This is a genomic window from Mesorhizobium sp. 1M-11, assembly GCF_001303895.1.
GTDB lineage: Bacteria > Pseudomonadota > Alphaproteobacteria > Rhizobiales > Rhizobiaceae > Mesorhizobium.
The window spans coordinates 271575-290417 of sequence record NZ_LJSD01000051.1 but is presented as its reverse complement, the minus strand read 5'-3'; the positions used below and the strand labels follow the sequence as shown (position 1 = coordinate 290417).

16 protein-coding genes and 1 riboswitch are annotated in these 18843 nt (G+C 64.7%); of the genes, 7 read left to right on the top strand and 9 right to left on the bottom strand.

What is annotated here, in order from left to right; all coding sequences use genetic code 11:
- Position 1: 1 nt before the first annotated feature.
- The gene (locus AO692_RS22245; RefSeq protein WP_082407493.1) at positions 2-802 is read right to left on the bottom strand and encodes an MBL fold metallo-hydrolase; all 801 of its coding nucleotides are present in this window, start codon (positions 800-802) and stop codon (positions 2-4) included.
- 135 nt (positions 803-937) lie between these two features.
- A riboswitch (Fluoride riboswitch) is annotated at positions 938-1000 on the top strand.
- A 49-nt stretch (positions 1001-1049) separates the two neighbouring features.
- Between AO692_RS22245 and crcB the strand changes: the two genes are divergently transcribed.
- From crcB to AO692_RS22230, 3 genes are all read left to right on the top strand, one after another.
- A complete protein-coding gene (crcB, locus tag AO692_RS22240; RefSeq protein WP_054312222.1) occupies positions 1050-1481 on the top strand; it encodes a fluoride efflux transporter CrcB in 432 nt (143 codons plus the stop codon).
- 122 nt (positions 1482-1603) lie between these two features.
- On the top strand, positions 1604-1978 hold the full coding sequence (locus AO692_RS22235) for a metalloregulator ArsR/SmtB family transcription factor (RefSeq protein ID WP_244483445.1): 375 nt from the start codon (positions 1604-1606) through the stop codon (positions 1976-1978).
- Positions 1975-2466 carry an SRPBCC family protein gene (locus AO692_RS22230; protein WP_054312221.1) on the top strand — a complete coding sequence of 164 codons (492 nt, stop codon included), beginning with the start codon at positions 1975-1977 and terminating at the stop codon, positions 2464-2466. The genes AO692_RS22235 and AO692_RS22230 overlap by 4 nt, the downstream gene beginning before the upstream one ends.
- Before the next feature lie 139 nt (positions 2467-2605).
- On the opposite strand, the gene AO692_RS22225 is transcribed toward AO692_RS22230, so the two are convergent.
- The 7 genes from AO692_RS22225 to AO692_RS22195 all read right to left on the bottom strand — a co-directional run bounded on the left by AO692_RS22225 (position 2606) and on the right by AO692_RS22195 (position 13259).
- On the bottom strand, positions 2606-5995 hold the full coding sequence (locus tag AO692_RS22225) for an autotransporter outer membrane beta-barrel domain-containing protein (RefSeq protein ID WP_054312220.1): 3390 nt from the start codon (positions 5993-5995) through the stop codon (positions 2606-2608).
- A 161-nt stretch (positions 5996-6156) separates the two neighbouring features.
- A complete protein-coding gene (locus tag AO692_RS22220; RefSeq protein WP_054312219.1) occupies positions 6157-7434 on the bottom strand; it encodes an amidohydrolase family protein in 1278 nt (425 codons plus the stop codon).
- A complete protein-coding gene (locus AO692_RS22215; protein ID WP_054312218.1) occupies positions 7431-8372 on the bottom strand; it encodes an ABC transporter permease in 942 nt (313 codons plus the stop codon). Before AO692_RS22215 ends, AO692_RS22220 begins: the two co-directional genes overlap by 4 nt.
- A complete protein-coding gene (locus AO692_RS22210) occupies positions 8372-9421 on the bottom strand; it encodes an ABC transporter permease (RefSeq protein ID WP_054312217.1) in 1050 nt (349 codons plus the stop codon). Before AO692_RS22210 ends, AO692_RS22215 begins: the two co-directional genes overlap by 1 nt.
- A 222-nt stretch (positions 9422-9643) precedes the next feature.
- On the bottom strand, positions 9644-11164 hold the full coding sequence (locus tag AO692_RS22205) for an ABC transporter ATP-binding protein (protein WP_054312216.1): 1521 nt from the start codon (positions 11162-11164) through the stop codon (positions 9644-9646).
- Positions 11165-11174: 10 nt separating this feature from the next.
- Positions 11175-12203, bottom strand: coding sequence for a BMP family protein (locus tag AO692_RS22200; protein ID WP_054312215.1), 1029 nt, complete (start codon positions 12201-12203; stop codon positions 11175-11177).
- A gap of 156 nt (positions 12204-12359) precedes the next feature.
- Positions 12360-13259 (bottom strand): LysR substrate-binding domain-containing protein, encoded by a 900-nt coding sequence (locus AO692_RS22195; protein WP_054312214.1) that lies wholly within the window; start codon positions 13257-13259, stop codon positions 12360-12362.
- Between the two features lie 194 nt (positions 13260-13453).
- On the opposite strand from AO692_RS22195, the gene AO692_RS22190 reads away from it, so the two are divergent.
- A complete protein-coding gene (locus AO692_RS22190) occupies positions 13454-14263 on the top strand; it encodes an SDR family oxidoreductase (RefSeq protein ID WP_054312213.1) in 810 nt (269 codons plus the stop codon).
- Positions 14264-14305: 42 nt separating this feature from the next.
- Here AO692_RS22190 and AO692_RS22185 read toward each other — a convergent pair whose 3' ends face one another.
- The gene (locus AO692_RS22185; protein WP_054312212.1) at positions 14306-15118 is read right to left on the bottom strand and encodes a helix-turn-helix domain-containing protein; all 813 of its coding nucleotides are present in this window, start codon (positions 15116-15118) and stop codon (positions 14306-14308) included.
- Positions 15119-15682: 564 nt separating this feature from the next.
- On the opposite strand from AO692_RS22185, the gene AO692_RS22180 reads away from it, so the two are divergent.
- The 3 genes from AO692_RS22180 to AO692_RS22170 all read left to right on the top strand — a co-directional run bounded on the left by AO692_RS22180 (position 15683) and on the right by AO692_RS22170 (position 18812).
- Positions 15683-16954: an ABC transporter substrate-binding protein gene (locus AO692_RS22180; protein ID WP_054312211.1), complete on the top strand. Its 1272-nt coding sequence runs from the start codon at positions 15683-15685 to the stop codon at positions 16952-16954.
- A 170-nt stretch (positions 16955-17124) separates the two neighbouring features.
- Entirely contained in the window at positions 17125-17985 is an 861-nt protein-coding gene (locus tag AO692_RS22175) for a sugar ABC transporter permease (RefSeq protein WP_054312210.1), read from the top strand.
- On the top strand, positions 17985-18812 hold the full coding sequence (locus AO692_RS22170; RefSeq protein ID WP_054312209.1) for a carbohydrate ABC transporter permease: 828 nt from the start codon (positions 17985-17987) through the stop codon (positions 18810-18812). Before AO692_RS22175 ends, AO692_RS22170 begins: the two co-directional genes overlap by 1 nt.
- The last annotated feature ends 31 nt before the right edge of the window (positions 18813-18843 follow it).

Genomic DNA, 18843 nt, shown 5'->3' with positions numbered 1-18843 from the left:
TCTAGCCAGCCGGCTCGTAGGTATAAGCCCCATCCCTGGAGATCAGCCGGCCGATCCCCGGCCTGCCGAGATGCGCTCCGGCGATCCATGTTCCCTGGCTTGCTGCCTGCCGCAGGATTTTCGACCGCGTCGTACGCGCGGTCGGCTGGTCGTGGTCATAGGCCCAGCTGACCGTCGGATCGGCAAACTGCTTTGCCGGAACATGCACGACATCCCCGAAGAACAGGAAGTCATCTTCATCGGTCTTGAGGGCGTAGCCCGTGTGGCCAGGGGCATGGCCCGGCAGCGCGACCGCCTGCAATCCTTCTTCCAGTTTCTCGCCATCTCGAACAGGTTTCAGCAGAGGCCGGAATGGTTCGAGATGCGCTTTGGCAAAAAAGCCCTCGACCGCCGCTTCGTTTATCACGATCGTCTTCAGCTTCGGCAAAAGCGCGCGGCCGTCGGGCGTCAGCAGTCCGCTGACATGGTCTTCATGGGGGTGCGTCAGCGCCATGGTCGTGATCGAAGCCGGATCGATCCCGGCCTCTTCCATCGCCTTCTCGAGGTTGCCCATGGTCGGTTCCCAGCTCCCGCCGGCGCCGCAGTCGACAAGAACGCTCTGCCCGGCTGGCCCCGTGGCGACGAAACAATTGACGGACAGACGAACCAGATCGTCGGCCTTGACGGTCGCCGGGAAGGGATTGTCGTCGGCGTCTCTCAACAGGGTCGCTTCCATGTCGACATGGCCATCCGACAGAGACCAGATGCGCCATCCTCCGGATGTCGCGGCCAACACGTCAACGCTGTGGGAAAGGACTTTCATGCTGCACCTGTCACGGTTCTTCTGCCTTGGCTTCTACAACATCCTTGCACGAATTTCAGCGCGTCGGCGATGCGCGGCGGGTTGGACGGTCTTCCTGTGCGAGACCTTGCAATAACGCGTCCTTCACGCCAGACTGGGAGCGATGGGAATGGAGTTCTCCCGAAACCGCCGCTGATGGCTGATGACTCCTGCTGCGCAACGACGCGGTGGGAGTCTGTCTCGATCCTGCCGCATGGAAGGATCGAAAATGTCGTTCACCAATTGCCTCGTGGTCATGCTCGGCGGCGCGCTCGGAACACTGGCGCGCTATCTGGTGTCCTGGCTGGCCCTGCCGATCAGCGGTCAACTGCCCTGGGGCACCATCATCATCAATGTGACCGGCTCGCTGCTGATCGGTTTCTTCGGCACGCTCACCCTTGCGCAGGGGCGCTACCCGGTGTCCGAGGGGTTGCGGCTGTTCGTCATGATCGGCATCTGTGGCGGCTACACCACCTTTTCCTCCTTCAGCCTGCAGACCCTGGATCTGCTCAGGTCCGGCGCGGTCTTTCGAGCGGCAATCAACATTGCCGCCTCGATCGCACTGTGCACCGCGGCCGTCGCGGCCGGGCATCTGATCGCCTCATATCTCAACCTCGGCGAGGTCCGGATCGCGCAGACGGTTCTCGAGGAAGATGCCTGAGCGGTGCGGCACGTTGGCCCGTCTTTCGCAAGATCAAATACTAAGGATTTGACCTAAGTATATTGCCGGGTTATGACGCTGCCCCGATCATAGGTCTCCTGCAGGTTTCGAAGGGTCAGGACATGACACCGCAAACGCGCGGCGGCTCGCAGCCGCAGATGCCCAATCCAGCCGTCGTGGACAGTATCTTTCGCGCTTTGTCCGATCCGACACGCCGCAGTGTCCTGGAACGGCTCTCCACACGCCCCGCTTCGGTGAGCGAACTTGCCGCGCCCTACGGCATGGCACTGCCGTCTTTCGTCGAGCACCTGAAGGTTCTGGAAGGGAGCGGCCTGGTGCGCTCGCACAAGGCCGGGCGCGTGAGAACCTACGAACTGGCCGCCGATCAGCTCAAACTTGCCGAAGACTGGCTCGGACGCCAGCGACGGTTCTGGGAGCGCCGGCTCGATCGGCTGGACAGCTATCTGCTTAAACTGAAGGAGGAAGGTACCCAATGACATTGCCCAAGATCACGATCGATCCGAAACTCGACCTCGTGCTGGAACGCGAACTCGACGTGCCGGTGGAACTCGTCTGGCGTGCCTGGACCACGCCGGAACATCTGCGTCACTGGTTCGTCCCGAAGCCCTGGACGATCACCGCCTGCGAGCTGGACGTGCGTCCGGGCGGGGCGATGAACTTCACGATGCGCTCGCCCGAAGGCCAGGAGTTCCCCAACAGCGGCTGCTATCTCGAAGTGAAGCCGTTCGAACGCCTGATCACCACCGACACGCTGCTCGGTGGTTATCGGCCATCGCCCAATCCGTTCTTCACCGCCGTGCTGGATTTCGCCCGCAACGGCGAGGGCACGCGCTACCGCGCCGTCGCGATCCATGGCGAGGAAGCCAGCCGCCAGAAGCACGAGGAAATGGGCTTCCACGACGGCTGGGGCACGGTCATTTCGCAGATGGTGGAATACATCAAGGCAGGCCGCATGGCCGGCTGACAATGGCTGTCAGCCAGATCGGCCGTTGTCACGCGACAACCGAGGTCCGTACGCCGCTTTGCGGGCCTCGGCCCTCCTGTCGGGGAGCGCCGATCCATAGCCCTCGGAAGCAGATCGCCGGCTGGCCGCGCGCAACAGCCTACCAGTTGAGGCGGATGCCGACGGTGCCTGCGGTTGCGGTCTGGCGGCTGCGGCTGCCGTCGAGCGACCAACGGTAGGAGCCTTGTCCGTAGATGCTCACGTTCTGGTTGACCCGCGCGGTGACGCCACCGCCGACCTCGAGCGCGGTGTCGCCGAAGCGGGTCTCGATGGTGGGTGAAGCGGGGCCGAAGATCGCGCTGTCATTACCGGAGAAAGCGTGCCAGAGATTGATCCGCGCATAAGGCTGCCAGAGCGTGCCACGCGCGTCCTGATCGGTATATTGCATCCGCGCCCCCAGCCGTCCTGTCCAGGCATGGCCCTCATTCCAGCTCACGCCGGAGTAGGCGTCGCTGGAGCTATCCACCGAAATGGTTTGGGAGATGATCTGCGCCTGCGGCTCGATCTGCCAGCGATTGCCTTCGCCGAAGCGGATCGGGTAACCGGCCTCCAGGGAGGCGGTATAGCCGGTGGCGTCGGTGGATAGCGCGGCGCCGTAGTCCGAGCGCGCGTTGATGTCGTACCAGCTGCTCTGGAAGGCGGCGTCGACATACCAGCCGCCTGGCCCGAAATGGGTCCAGTAGGCGCCGAGGGAAGGCCCTGCCATCGACAGACGGCCGACACGAAGGTTCTCGATGCCGAGGGCGAAGCCGGAGACCGAGTGCGCACTGTAATCGGTATAGGCACCATAGACGCCGAGATGGTCGCGATGATCGCCGGCATAGGAATCGGTGCGGATGATATCGAGACCAACCTGTATGCCGACGAGGTCGCCGGCGGCGCGGCTGTCGACGGTACCGTCCCACTGGTCGCGCGTGTTCTCGCCGAAGACGCGGCCCCAGCCGCCATTGGCGTAGCCGCGGCCGGTCAAGCTGCGGATGTTCTCTTCCTCGCCGACGCGCTCATGCAGGGTACCGAGGGTCGCGAGCCCCATCTGCCGGCCGATCGCCGGGATCGGTGCATAGAGCGCTACCTCCGGACGGTAGAGCGGGATGTCGGGACCGCTCGGCGTCGTCGGGGTCGTCGGCGGGTTGATGAGGTGGGAACGCAGGAACCAGTCATCGGCGCTGGTGCTGCCGCCGCGGAAGAGCTGGTACTCATAGGCGCCGGCGGCAACGCGCTGGCCGAGCGTGAAGGCGTTCGTCGCGGTGGTGCCGCCACCGGTCACCTGCACCAGCCGGATGCCATCCGCCAGGGTCTGCGCCCCTGGACCGCCCGCATTGTCCACCAGCACCGAAGAGGTACCGCTTGCCCGGCCGCCATCGATCACCAGCAGGTTGCTCGGTGAGTTGTCCGCGCCAAGATAGGTGTTGAAGCCGATGCTGCCGTTGTTGCCGGCGTAGTTGCCGACCGTCAGCGTGCTGTAGGCTCCCGGCCGTGCGAGGAACTGGATCAGGCCGGCATTGGTCACCGTGCCGGTCGCGTTGGAATCCCCGGTGACGTTCCAGGCGCTGCTGCCATCGATGGCAACATCGGTCGTGTTCCGCGCCAGGCCGATCCAGAGGCTGCCTTGCGCCAACGCCACATCGGCGGTGTTGCCGGCATCGGCCAGCAGGTCGCCGGTCCATCGCGCCGTGGTCAGGCTGGCGGTGGCGGTGTTGCCCGGGCCGGTCAGCACAAGATTGCCGGTCCAATTGCTGTTGCTGAGATTGTAGCTGAGGGTCGAGGGATCGACGATGATGTCGCCGGTGAGCGTCGGGATGGCGGCGATGTTCAGCGTCAGATTGGCCGGGTTGTTCAGGGCATCCTCGGTCACCCGCGCCAGCAACGGCCGGCCGTTCACAATGGCGGGGGTGATCGTGGTGCCGCTGATCGAGACGGTACCGGTCCCGCCCTTGGCGAGCACGATCGCCTCGCCGGTGGCGCTCAGGCTGCCGCCGGTGACCGACACGGTGCTCGGTGCGCTGCCGGCGAGATAGATCGCCGCCGATCCGGCGCCGTTCACCGCGACCGCGGTGCCAGTAGCGGCAAGCGTGCCCCCGTCGATCGCGGCGATACCATGTGCGGCGCTGCCGGCGGTGGTCACCGAGCCGCCGGCGAGCGAGGCCGCGCCGCCCTGACTGACCCTGACGCCCACGGCTCTGTCGCCTTTGGTGGTGATCCTGTCGTTCGCGGCCTGCAGCTGGCTGCCGGCTCCGATCACATCCGCGCCATGAGCCTCCAGGCCGATCTGGGCGTCCGGGAACTGGAGTACCGGAGGATTGCTCCCGGTCACGCGGTATCCGGTGGTGATCTCGCTGCCCGTCACGATGACCGTGCCTGTGTCGGTGACAAGCACGCCAGCGCTGGCAGGGCCGGATGTGCGAACGATGGTGTTGGTCAGGGTGACCGTGCTGCCCGCCCCGCTTGCCGCCGCGCCGGGGGAATTGGGTTGATAGGTGAAAATGCCGTAGCCCGAGAAGTCGATCCGGGCTCCGGCATCCGCCCATACGCCAGGGCTGTTCGCGCCATAGGTGGCGGAAGTCGCGCCATTGCTGACCCGGATGCTGCTGCCGGCGCCTCGGGCGAGGATGCCGGGGGTGTCGGCGATGATGGTGCCTCCGTAATAATCGCCGGTCGCGATGGCTCCACCGCTCGCGGTGATCGTTCCCCCACCGATGGCGAACAGACCGGCACTGCCGTTGCTCAGCACGTTCACATAGGTGCTGTTCAGGGCAAGGCTGCTGCCGGCGCCGGAGGCGACGGCGCCCGGGCCATTGTCTCCGAAGCTGAACGTGTTCAGGCTGTTGAGGGTGATCGAGCCTCCGGCGTCCGCGAAGGCGGCGGAAGCACCCACGCCATAGGTCTGGATGTCGGCGCGCGTCAGCAAGATCGTCCCGCCGCTGGCCGCATAGGCGCCATGCGAGCCGTCGCCGGAAGTGTTCACCGAACCGTCGGACAGCGTAACCCTGCTGCCGGTTCCGACCGCCCCGACGCCGTAGGCGCCGGCGTCGTTCGTGTAGATGGCGGTGTTGTCGCCGGTGATTAGTCCGCCGCCATCGGCATAGAGGGCGTGGCTGCCCATGCCATAGGTCGTGATCTCGCTCAGCGCGATGCTGTTGTCGCCGGTGAGCGAGATCGTCCCGCCGCCGGTGGCATGTGCGCCGTAGCCGCTGCCGGTTACCAAGAGCTGCGTGGAGGTGGCGCTGTAGCTTCCGGTACCGGTGACCTCGACCACAGTGCCCGCACTCTCCCGCGCGGTGAATGCCGGATCCCCACAACTGCCGGAGGAGATGCTGACCGCCGCAGGCGGCGGCGGGGCGCATTGCGCGAGCGCCTGCGCGGAGGGCAGCAGCGTCGTCAGCGTGGCGGCCAGGAAGCAACGATGACTGACAGTGGAACTCAGTAACGCCGTCTTCAGAAACTTGTCGGCAAACGCGCCGAAGCTTGCAGCGGCAATTGGTATTTCCACGCAGCCACCCCTTAACCTGCGCATTCCTCTTCCGCGAAACATCTCAAGTTGGAGACATTCCGAGAATCATCTGTGGATATTCTTATAAGCCTTTGCAATTTGGACAATCGTCAAAATTTGGACTTTGCGGCAAAGATCGCGTCGAAGCCTGCCCCGTTGTTCTACGCCCTGTGCCGGCGGTTGATGCTCGATGGCCGCCCGGCGATGTTCAGCGCCGTGTCGCGCTTCGGCCGCTCAGCCACCACCTTGCCCTTCGCGATCACGCACAGCCGCTCGGCGCGGAGCCGAATGGCCTCGATCGGGTTGCCGGCATCCAGCATCACCATCGAGGCGGTCTTGCCGACTTCCATGCCGAGGTGGTCCAGTCCCATGATCGCGGCATTGACGTTGGTGACCATGTCGAAGCAACGCGCCATGTCGGCCGGCGATGACATCTGCGCCACATGCAGGCCCATGAAGGCGACGTCCAGCATGTCGGCGGTGCCCAGCGAATACCACGGGTCGAGCACGCAATCCTGGCCCCAGCCGACGCGGATGCCGGCTTTCAGCATCTCCGGCACGCGCGTCATGCCGCGGCGCTTCGGATAGCTGTCGTGGCGGCCCTGCAGCATGATGTTGATCAGCGGATTGGGGATCGCCGACACCTGTGCTTCGGCGATCAGCGGGATCAGCTTCGAGACGTAGTAATTGTCCATCGAATGCATCGAGGTCAGGTGCGAGCCGGCGACGCGCCCCTGCAGGCCGAGCCGCTGCGTCTCATAGGCCAACTGCTCGATATGGCGCGACAGCGGATCGTCGGTTTCGTCGCAATGGATGTCGACCATCAGCCCCCGCTTGGCGGCGATCTCGCAGAGCTCCGTCAGCGAACGGCGGCCGTCCTCCATGGTGCGTTCGAAATGCGGAATGCCGCCGACGATGTCGGCGCCGAGGTCGAGCGCGCGGATGGTGTTTTCGCGCGCGTTCGGCGCGCGGTAGAGCCCGTCCTGCGGGAAGGCGACGAGCTGCAGGTCGATGTAGGGCGCAACCTCCTTCTTCACCTCGAGCAGGGCCTCGACCGCCAGCAGGCGGTCGTCGCAGGTATCGACATGGGTGCGGATGGCGAGCAGGCCCATCGACACCGCCCAGTCGCAATAGGCGAGCGCGCGCTGCTTCACGGCTTCATGCGTCAAAAGCGGCTTCAGCTCGCCCCACAGCGCAATGCCTTCCAGCAGCGTGCCCGAGGCGTTGATGCGCGGAATGCCGTAGGACAGCGTGGCGTCCATGTGGAAATGCGGATCGACGAAAGGCGCCGACACCAGATTGCCCGTCGCATCGATGACGCGACCGGCTTCGGCCTCGATCTTCGGCTCGATGGCCGCGATCTTGTCGCCTTTGATGCCGATATCCGCAATGCGGCCGTCGGCCAGCGTTGCCGTCTTGACGATCAGGTCGAAATTCATCGCTCGCCTTTCTGGTAGGGGACCATGAGGGCCTTTGGATAGGTCGCCCGTCTTGCAACCACAATGAGGGCAAGGATCGAAAGCGCATAGGGCAGCATCAGGAAGACCTGGTAGGGCACCACGCCGCCGGAGAGCTGCTGCAGCCGGATCTGGTAGGCGTCGAAGGCGGCGAACAGGATGGCGCCGAGCAGCGCCTTGCCAGGCCGCCAGGAGCCGAACACCACCAGCGCGATGCAGACCCAGCCGCGCCCGTTGATCATGTTGAAGAAGAACGAGTTGAAGGCCGACATGGTCAGGAACGCGCCGCCGATCGCCATCAGCGCGCTGCCGGTCATCACCGCGCCCATGCGCATGGCGGTCACGGAAATACCCTGCGCCTCGACCGCGCCCGGGTTCTCGCCCACCGCACGCACGGCAAGGCCGAGCGGCGTGCGGTATAGCCCCCAGGCCACCAGGATGACCAGGATGAAGGCGAGATAGGTCAGTGGTGTCTGTGTGAACAGCGCTTCGCCGACCACCGGCAGTTTCGACAGACCGGGCACGGCCCAGGGCTGGAACGGCTCGATCTTCGGCGGCGACGTCACCTCGGGCAGGGCCAGCCGATAGACATAGTAGGTCAGGCTGGTCGCCAGCAGCGTCACGCCGATGCCGACGACATGCTGCGACAGGCCGAGCGGCACGGTGAGCAGGGAGTGCAGCAGGCCGAAACCCATGCCGACAAGTGCGGCCACCAGCACCCCGGTCCACAGATCCCCGCCCATATAGACGGTGAACCAGCCGGCGAAGGCGCCGGCAGTCATGATGCCTTCGATGCCGAGATTGAGCACGCCGGCACGCTCGCAGATCAGTTCGCCCATGGTGGCGAAGATCAAGGGCGACGCGATGCGGATCGCGGCGACCCAGAAGCTTGCAGTGAAGAGGATCTCGACGGCGTCCATCATTTCCACTTCACCCGGTATCTCGACAGCATGATCGCGGTCACCATGGTCAGCAGCGAGGTTGCCACCATGACGTCGGCAATGTAGCTCGGCACGCCGGCGCTGCGGCTCATGGCGGCCGCGCCCACGAAGATGCCGGCGACGAAGATCGCGGAGAACACCACGCCGATCGGGTTCAGCATGGCGAGCATGGCAACGACGATGCCGGTGTAGCCGAAGCCCGGCGACAGATCGAGCGTCAGGCTGCCCTTGAGGCCGGCGACCTCGGAGAAGCCGCCGAGTGCGGCAATGCCGCCCGACAGCAGCGCCGTCTTCATCAGCACGCCGTTGACCGGCATGCCGAGGAAGCGCGCGGCCTCCGCATTGTGGCCGACGGCGCGCATCTCGTAGCCGAGCACGGTCTTCTTCATCACGAACCACAGGCCGACGGCGAGCGCCACCGCAATGACGAAACCGTAGTGCAGGCGCTTGCCGGTGATGACGCGCGGCAGTTGCGCTTCGGCGATGATCTTGGGCGACTGCGGCCAGCCGAGCGCCATCGGATCCTTCAGCACGCCTTCGAGCAGCATCGAGACGAACAAAAGCACGATGAAGTTGAGCAGCAGCGTCGTCACCACCTCGTCGACGCCGAAGCGCAGCTTCAGCCAGGCCGGCCCGGCCAAAAGCAGTGCGCCGCCGATGAGTGCGGCCAGCATCACCAGCGGCACCAGGATGATCGCCGGCAGCGGCAGCGCGCCGGTGCCCAGCACCACGGTGATGATGGCGCCCATGTAGAGCTGTGCCTCCGCGCCGATGTTCCACAGCTTGGCGCGGAAGGCTACGGCAACGGCAAGGCCGGTGAAGATCAGCGGCGTGGCGCGCGTCAGCGTTTCGAGGACGGCGAATTGCGAACCGGCCGCACCCTTCAGCACCAGCCGGAACACCGAGAACGGATTGGCCCCGGCCAGCATCACCAGCACGCCGGCGATGACGAAGGTCACGACGATCGCCGCAACCGGGTAGAGGATCGACATCGCCAGCGACGGCGCCGGTTTCGGTTCAAGCCGCATGATGGGGTCCGATGGGTAAGCGCGTGGAGTGCGAAGGCCCCCTCTCCGTCACGCCCTGCGGGCGTGCCACCTCTCCCCCGCCTTCGGCAGGGGCGAGGAACCGCAGTTTCAGCGCCGTCGCTTCTCCAGCTTGGGTTCCTCGCCCCCGCAACGCGGGGGAGAGGTGGCTCGGCGAAGCCGAGACGGAGAGGGGGCACGTGCGGTGCCGTTCATTGCTGATCATCACGCCGCCTCGTGCCCTGCCATCATCGCCCCGATCTGGCTGATCGAAAGCTTCCCGCGTGCCGAGGGTTTCGACAGCCGCCCTTCCGAGATCACCACGATGCGATCGGACAGCGCCAGCAGTTCCTCCAGGTCCTCCGAGATCAGCAGCACCGCGGCGCCGCGTGCACGCGCTTCGAGCAGCCTGGAATGGACGTAGGCGACGGCGCCGACATCGAGGCCGCGCGAGGGCTGGTTGGCGAGGATCACGGACGGGTTGGGGTCGAGCGCGCGGCCGAGGATCAGCTTCTGCATATTGCCGCCGGAGAGCAGCCGGATGCGTGCTTCGGGCGAGGGGCACTTCACCTCGTAGTCGTCGATGATCGACTGCGCGAAGGTTCGCGCCGCCACCCAATCGACAAGCCCGCCGCGGCTGAAGCGGCGGTCGCGGTAGCGCTCGGCGATGACGTTCTCGCTGACGCTCATGTCGGCGATGGCGCCCTGCCTGTGCCGGTCCTCCGGCACGCGGGCAATGCCGGCAGTCAATGCCGCCAGCGGCGACCATGCCGTCACCGCGGCGTCCTTGATGCGCACCGTGCCCGACACCGGCGCTTCCATGCCGGCGAGCAGGCCGGCGAGCGCGGCCTGGCCGTTGCCCGAAACGCCGGCTACGCCGGTGATCTCGCCGCCATGCAGTGCAAGCTCGATCTCCTTCAGCGCCGTGCCATGCGCGCGCCGCGCGGTCGAAACGCCTTTCAGCTCGTAAAGCAGCGGGCCGCGTTCGACCGTGGCCACGACAGGCGGCGTGACTTCGCGACCCACCATGAGGGCGGCCAGTTCGTGGCGATTGGTTTCGCTTGTGCGGCGTTCGCCCGACAGCTTGCCGGCGCGCAGCACCAGCACGCGATCGCTCGCCATCATCACCTCGTTCAGCTTGTGCGAGATGAAGATCACCGAAAGGCCCTTGGCGACCAGCAGCTTCAGCGTCTTGAACAGCGCCTCGGTCTCGGTCGGCGTCAGCACGGCGGTCGGCTCGTCGAGGATCAGCACCCGCGCGTCGCGGTAGAGCGCCTTGAGGATTTCGACGCGCTGGCGTTCGCCGACCGAAAGGTCCGCCACCAGCGCGTCCGCCTTGACCGCCAGCCCGAAATCCTGGGCCAACTGGTCGATCTTGGCACGCGCCGCCGAGCGATCGAGTTTCAGCCGGAACAGCGGTTGGGTGCCGAGCGCGATGTTGTCGATCACGCTCATATTGTCGGCCAGCGTGAAATGCTGGTGCACCATGCCGACACCGGCAGCCAGCGCCGCCTTCGGGTCACCCGGCGGCAGCGCCTGGCCGAACACCTCGACGCTGCCTTCGTCGGCCACATAGTGGCCGAACAGGATGTTCATCAGCGTCGTCTTGCCCGCGCCATTCTCACCAAGCAGGGCGATGACCTCGCCCTGGCCGAGCTCGAACGAGATGCCGTCGTTCGCGGTCAGCGCACCGAAACGCTTGGTGATGCCTGAAAGACGGAGAGCCGGGGAGAGCGACGTATCCATGAGACGCCGCTTAGCTCGACTTCGGCTCCTTGTCATCGATCTCGATCGTCAGGCTGCCGTCCTTGATCGCCTTCTCCTTCTCGGCGACCTTGGCCATCACCTCGGCCGGCACCTTGCCGTCGAAGGAACCGAGCGGCGCCAGCGAGCAGCCGGCGTTCTTCATGAAGGAATAGACGCCGTAGTCCTCGGCCTTGAAGGCGCCGGCCTTCACCTGCGCGATCGCGTGGTCGAGCGTCGGCTCGAAATGCCACAGCGCCGAAGCCACCACCGTGTCGGGATAGTCCTTCTGCGTGTCGATGACGTTGCCGACCGCCAGCACCTTGCGCTCCTTGGCGGCGTCCGACACGCCGAAGCGTTCGGCATAGAGCAGGTCGGCGCCGGCATCGATCTGCGCGAAGGCGGTTTCCTTGGCCTTGGGCGGATCGAACCACGAGCCGATGAAGGCGACCTGGAACTTGGTGTCGGGGGCGCTTTCCTTGACGCCGGCGATGAAGGCGTTCATCAGCCGGTTCACTTCCGGGATCGGATAGCCGCCGACCATGCCGATGTTCTTCGACTTGGTCATCGCGCCGGCGATCAGTCCGGTGAGGTAGGAGGCGTCCTGGATGTAGTTGTCGAAGGTCGCGAAATTCGGCAGCTTCTCCGCGTCGGGCTTGAAGCTGGAACCGGCCAGGAAGGCGACGTCCGGATAGTCGGTGGCGACGGCGCGCGCCGCGTCCTCGACGCCGAAGACCTCGCCCAGGATCAGCTTGTGGCCGGCCTCGCAATATTCGCGAAGCACGCGCTCGTAATCGGTGTTGGCGGTGTTTTCCGAGAAGACATATTCGATGTCGCCGCGTTCCTTGGCGGCGTTGGCCGCCTTGTGGATGCGGCTCACCCACTGCTGCTCGACCGGCACCGTATAGACGGCCGCGACCTTGATCGGATCGGCGGCAAAGGCGCGGCCGGCGAAGCCGCCGGTCATGGCAAGTGCGGCGCCGGCACCGACGCCTTTCAGGACGGTGCGGCGGGACGGCGTAAAAGAGCTGGAAGTCGACATGTTGCTTGGTTCCCCTGGCTGGCTTTTTTATCTTTTGGTCAAAACTACCAAGAGACTCGCGCGAGCACAATGCGCCGTGGCGATGCCACAGGATGCCGGGCGAGGCAATTTCGAGATGGCGAAGCCCACAAGAAGCTGGTCGTCGCACCGGTGCTGTTATCGGGCGTGTATCGTTCGGGCCACATCGATGAAGGCGCGCAGCTTCGGCTGGCTCTGCATCGCCGTCGGGAAATAGAGGAAGATACCGTCATCCTTGCCGATCTGGTCGGCGAACAGCAGTTGCAGTTCGCCGCGTTCGACCTCTTCCTGGACTTCCGGCTCCTGGACATAGCCAAGCCCGATCCCGGCTTTCACAAGACGGACGAGAGCCAGCCGGTCGTCCACGATCAACTGCTGGGGCATCTTCACGCGGATCGTTCTTCCGCGGCGCTCGAACTCCCAGATGTGAAGCGTCCGCGAGGCCTGGAACCGGAACAGGATGGCCTTGTGTTGCGACAGGTCCTCGAGCCGTTTCGGCGTGCCCGAACGGGCGAGATAGTCGGGGCTCGCGGCGATGGCCCATCTGTTCCCGGGCGTCAGCCGTACCGCGATCATGTCCTTGTCGATGGCCTCGCCCAGGCGGATGCCGGCGTCGTAGCCATCGGCGACAAGATCGACGAGCGCGTCGTTCAACGATATGTCGAGCACCACCCTCGGATACAGCTCCTGAAAACGCTCGATGATCGGCAGGACCGGATAGCGCATGGCGCTTCGCGGGATGGTGAGGCGCAGCGTGCCTGCCGGCACGGACTGGGCCGTGCTCAGTGTGGCCAGCGCATCGCTGATCTCGTTGGCCGCGCGGTCGAGGCGCTGGAACAGCTCCGCGCCGGCATCGGTCAGCCGCACATGTCGGGTCGTGCGCTGGAAGAGTTTGGTCTGGTAGCGCGTCTCGAGCGCCCTGATCGCCTTGCTCATCGCTGTCGGGCTGATGTCGAGCGCCTCGGCGGCAGCGGTGAAGCTGCCATGGCGGGCAACGGCCAGGAAGTGCGGCAGTCCGTCGAACAGGTCGCGATTCATCGGGTCAAGACGGTCCGGAGCATCGTTGGCAGGTCCGTGCGGCAGCTTACGACTATGAACTTGAAGTTCAAGACCCTTCCCGTTTTCGGCAGATTATCTTCATAATCAGAATTGTTACATGCCCCTTCATCGCAGGCCTCAATCCCTGGGCCGCAAAGCAAGGCCCTCCGCATGCGGTGGGCGAAGGAGTGAGCATGTCGCAGACAGTTTTCATAACAGGCGCGTCGACCGGGATCGGCCGGGAAACCGCCAGGCTGTTCCAGGCCCGTGACTGGAACGTCGTCGCCACGATGCGGACGCCGGAAAGCGAGACCGAGCTCAACCGGCTCGACAATGTCCGCGTCCTGCGCCTCGATGTGACGGACGAAGCAAGCATTCGCGATGCCGTCGCCGAAGGCGTGCGGGCGTTCGGCTCTATCGATGTCCTGGTCAACAACGCCGGTTTCGGCGCCTATGGCCCGCTCGAGGCGACGTCGCTCGAAACCATCCGCAGGCAGTTCGACACCAATGTCGTCGGCCTGCTCGCGGTCACCAGGGCGGTGGTTCCTCATATGCGTCGACAGGGGCGCGGCACGATCGTCAACATCAGCTCGATGGGCGGTCGCGTCGCGTTCCCGCTGGGCTCGCTCTATCACGGCAGCAAGTTCGCGGTGGAAGGCCTCACCGAGGCGCTTTCCTATGAGCTTGGCGCGATCGGTGTGCGGGTGAAACTGGTCGAGCCGGGCATGACCAAGTCCGATTTCGGCAGCCGTTCGCTCGTCTTCAGCTCCGACGAGTCCATGCCCGAATATGCCGCGCTGGTGAAGGGCACCGTGGAGGCCTTTGCCACCCTGCCGGCGGCGGAAACATCGGACGTCGCCGAGACGATCTTCGTTGCCGCGACCGACGATACGGACCGCTTGCGTTATCCGAGCGGCAACGACACGAAGATGTTCATCGACATGCGCAGCGAGCAGGACGACGAGACCTTCGCGCAATCATTGAAGCGCATGTTCAACATGTGATGCGCCTGTTCCTGCGAAGGCTGCACGACAGCCTTCGTGGGGTCAGGCAGTCGATCCCGCGCGGCGGAAGCTGGAGGGCGTCATGCCGGCCAGCCTGCGGAAGGATTTGTTGAAGGCGCTCAGCGAACCGAAGCCGCTTTCCATGGCGATGTGCAGGACGTTGGCGTCCTCACGCATCAGCATCGCCTGCGCATAGCTGAGGCGCAGAAGGTTCAGATATTCGTTGAGGGTCATGCCGGTCGAACGCCGGAAGACACTCATCGCATATTTGGGATGGATGGCGAATTCGGCGGCGATGTCGGTGATGCTGATATCGTCGCGGAAGTTGTCGGCGATGTAGGCGCAGATGCGCAGCGCCAACGGCAGCGCGCGCTGGTCGAACGCGCCGGCGGTGTCCGCAACCGCCGCGCCGGGCAGCAGTTCATAGGGTTCGAAACGCATGCGCTCGATGCGCAGCAGCAGCTCGTTCACGGCATGCGCGGCCTTGGCGGCATCGCCGGATCGGGCATAGAGGTTCCAGCGCTCGAAGTTGCAGCCGTCGGCCGGGTCGGTCGCGCGCAGGATCAGCACCTGTCCCGCCATCAGATGCTGCTGGATGCCGGTGGGCAGGTTCAGCCTGAAGAAATGCACCAGGGGCAGATGCGCGCCAGCATAAATCGTATCGTCGCTGCGCCAGTCCATCTGGTGCGGGATGCCGCCCCAGAACAGGCAGAGATCGCCCTTGGTTAGCACCAGTTCGCGGTCGGCCATCAGGTAATGGACCTTGCCCTGCACGATAAAGTTCACCTCGACCTGGGCGTGCCAGTGCGGTGCCTCCATGAGCGTGGGGTGGGTGTGGAACATCTGCAATTGCATGGGGGAGGCTTCAACCGTGCTTGCGCCGGTACGCCAGTAAGAACCGCCTGCACTCTTGCCGTCCACCAAGCCGGGAGCTCCTGTTTCTGCAAGCGAAGAACCGCGTCCAGTGTAGCGCGGTCCTTTCCAAGCGCAATGGAAGCGCGGCCGCTGCAGCTTTGCCGGCCAATACCCCTAATCCTGCCCGGAAGGGGAGGGTAACTGCATATCAGTTCCTCCTCTCCGTCTCGGGCTTTGCCCGATCCACCTCTCCCCCGCCTTCGGCAGGGGCGAGGAACCGCAGCTGCAACGCCGGCGCTTCTCCAGCTTGGGTTCCTCGCCCCCATGAAATGGGGGAGAGGTGGATCGGGCAAAGCCCGAGACGGAGAGGGGGACATCGCGCCATAGGCGATTGTCTGCCCTTAAAGAGGGGGAGGAACCAGTGGCCACGATAGCCGGGCCGGACAATGCCGCCCGCCACCTTACCATTCGGCAAATTCATGTTCCGTTTGCGGGAGACCGGCCGATTCCAGCCGCTAATCTCGGCATGCTCAGGGAGAGAGCAATCGAAATGGGAGGAACAGGATGCGTACCACACTCGTGTGCGCGGCGATGGCGCTTGCGCTCAGCCAGGGGCCGGCACTTGCCCAGTCCGGCGAGATCACCATCTGGAGTTGGAACATCGCCGCTTCGTCGCTGAAGGAGACGATCGCGGGCTTCAACAAGAAACATCCCGATGTGAAGGTGAATGTCCAGGACCTCGGCAACCAGCAGGTGTTCGACAAGACGCTCGCCGGCTGTGCCGCCGGCGGCGCCGGGCTGCCCGACATCATCTCCGTCGAAAACCAGGAAGCCGAGATATTCTGGAACCAGTTTCCCGATTGCTTCGCCGACCTGAAGACGCTCGGCTATACCGACGCCACGGCGCAGCTGTTTCCCGAATTCAAGCGCGTCGAACTGGAGGTGAACGGCAAGGTCTATGCCATGCCCTGGGACTCCGGTCCGGTCACCGTGTTCTACCGCCGCGACTACTACGAGAAGGCAGGTGTCGATCCCGCTTCCATCAAGACCTGGGACGATTTCGTCGCCGCCGGCAAGAAGATCATGGAGGCCAATCCCGGTGTCATCATGACCCAGGCCGACCTCAACGGCGACGACGAGTTCTTCCGCATGATCTCGAACGAGCAAGGCTGCGGCTACTTCTCGCAGGACGGCTCCTCGATCACCGTCACCCAACCCGGCTGCGTCACCGCGCTGGATGCCGTCAAGAAGATGAAGGACGCCAACCTCGTCAGCGCCGGCAACTGGGACGAGAAGATCCAGGCCACCAAGGCCGGCAAGGTCGCCACGCATATCTTCGGCGGCTGGTATGAAGGCACGATCCGTTCCAACGCTCCGGATCTCGCCGGCAAATGGGGCGTCTATCCGTTGCCCAGTGCCTCCGCCGACGGCCCGCATGCGGCCAATCTCGGCGGTTCGTCGCTGGCGATCACCGAGACCTCCCAGAACAAGGAAGCCGCCTACGCCTTCACCAGCTACGCGCTGGGCACGGTCGAGGGCCAGGTCACCATGCTGAAGGCCTATGGGCTGGTGCCGTCGCTTCTGAGCGCGCTCGATGACCCTTACGTGCAATCGGGCCAGCCCTATTGGGGCGACCAGAAGGTGTGGGTCGACGTGCTGTCGACCTTGCCCAAGGTCAAGCCCAGCCGCGGCACGACCTATTTCACCGACGCCAACAAGATCCTCACCGCCACGCAGCTGAAATACATCGAAGGCGGCTATCCGGATGCCAAGGCAGCCCTCGACGACGCTGCCAAGCAGATCGAACTGGCAACAGGCCTGCCCCTGTCCCAGTAACCTCCCCAGCGCGTGATCCCGAACAAGTTGCAGACTTTTCGGGCAAAGATCACGCGCAACCAAGGACAGTGCCGGCAGCGGGGCTAGAGCGTCCAGTCGGACGCGCAACGGACGCTCTAGCCCCTCGAACCTGCGCTCGTCGCCGGCGTCTCACGTCTCCTGGAGTTGGAATGCGGCCCCGCACACTCACCGCCTACGGTTTTCTGACGCCGTACCTTTTGATCTTCCTCGCCTTCTGGGTGTGGCCGATCATCAGCTCGTTCTGGATGTCGTTCCTCAACACGCGCCGCCTGCCGTGGACATTCGCGCCGCAGGCCAATTGGGGCCGCCTGCTGGTCGATCCGGCCTTCGCCAACGCGCTGAAGAACACGCTCATCATCCTCGTCGTTCAGGTGCCGGTGATGATTACGCTGGCAACCGTGCTGGCCGTGCTGCTGCACTCGCCTCTGCTCAAGGCGCGCGGCCTGTTCCGCTTCGCCTTCTTCGCACCCGTCGTGGTGGGCGAAGTCGCCTATGCCGCCGTGTTTCGGCTGATGTTCAACTACGAGTTCGGCATCATCAACAAGCTGCTGGCCCTGATCGGCATCGCGCCCGTGTCCTGGACCTCGAACCCGACCGCGGCCATGGCGCTGATCATCATTGCCGTCACCTGGCGCTGGGCCGGCTACAACGCCATCCTGATCCTGGCCGGCCTGCAGTCCATTCCCCAGGACCTCTACGAGGCCGCGACCCTCGACAAGGTCTCGAAGACACGCCAGTTCCTGTTCATCACCGTGCCGCTTCTGCGGCCAATCATCCTGTTCTGCATCGTGCTGTCGATCATCGGCACCATGCAGCTGTTCACCGAACCGTTCCTCATCACCAACCGCGGCGGTCCTGGCGGTGCCACCGAAACGCTGGGCATGCTGCTCTACCGACAGGGCTTCCTGTCCTTCAACTTCGGCTATGCGTCGGCCATCGCCTACACCATCGCGGCAATCGCCATGGCGCTCTCGCTGCTCAACATGTGGGCCGGAAAGGAGCGCCGCTGATGTTCACCGCCCGAACGGGTCGTGCCCTGGCACTCCACGCCGTGCTTCTGCCGCTGGCGCTGATCTGGCTGTTCCCGCTGTGGACGATGTTCGTCTTCGCCACACTGCCCGACGACGGCATCTTCGGCGCGGGCATCGAATTGCTGCCGTCGACGGCCTTCGCCGACAATTTCGCCAATCTGCAGCACGACACGGATTTCATCCGCGCCATGTCGATCTCGATCGGCGTTGCGTCGGTCTACACGCTGATTTCGGTGGCGCTCACATCGATGGCCGGCTGGGCGCTGGCCCGCTATCGCTTCGTCGGCCGCACGGCGGTGATCGGCATCATCTTCGGCACGATCACCTTGCCCTATTTCGTCGTCGTCATCCCGCAGTTCATCATGGTGGCGCGCGACTTCAACATGGCCAACAGCTGGTTCGCGCTGATCGTGCCGCCGCTGTTCAATTCGCTCGGCGTGCTGTTCATGCGCCAGTCCTTCACCATGCTGCCGGAAGAGGTCTTCGATGCGGCGCGCGTCGAGGGCATCGGCGAATGGCGCACCTTCTTCCACATCGCGCTGCCGATGACGCGGCCGACGCTGGCCGCGCTGTCGATCATCCTCTTCCTGCACAGCTGGAACAATTATCTGTGGCCGCTGCTGGTCAACAGCCGGCCGGAGATGATGACCGCGCCGGTGGCGCTGGGCAGCCTGATCGGCCTCACCAAAGTGTCCTGGGGCGGCATCATGGTCGGGGCAGTGGTGCTCACCGCACCGATGCTCGTCCTGTTCGTCGCCCTGCAGCGCCATTTCATCGCCGGAATCTCGGCCGGAGCGGTCAAGTGACCGTTTCAGCCCACCGCCAATCCAGGAGACC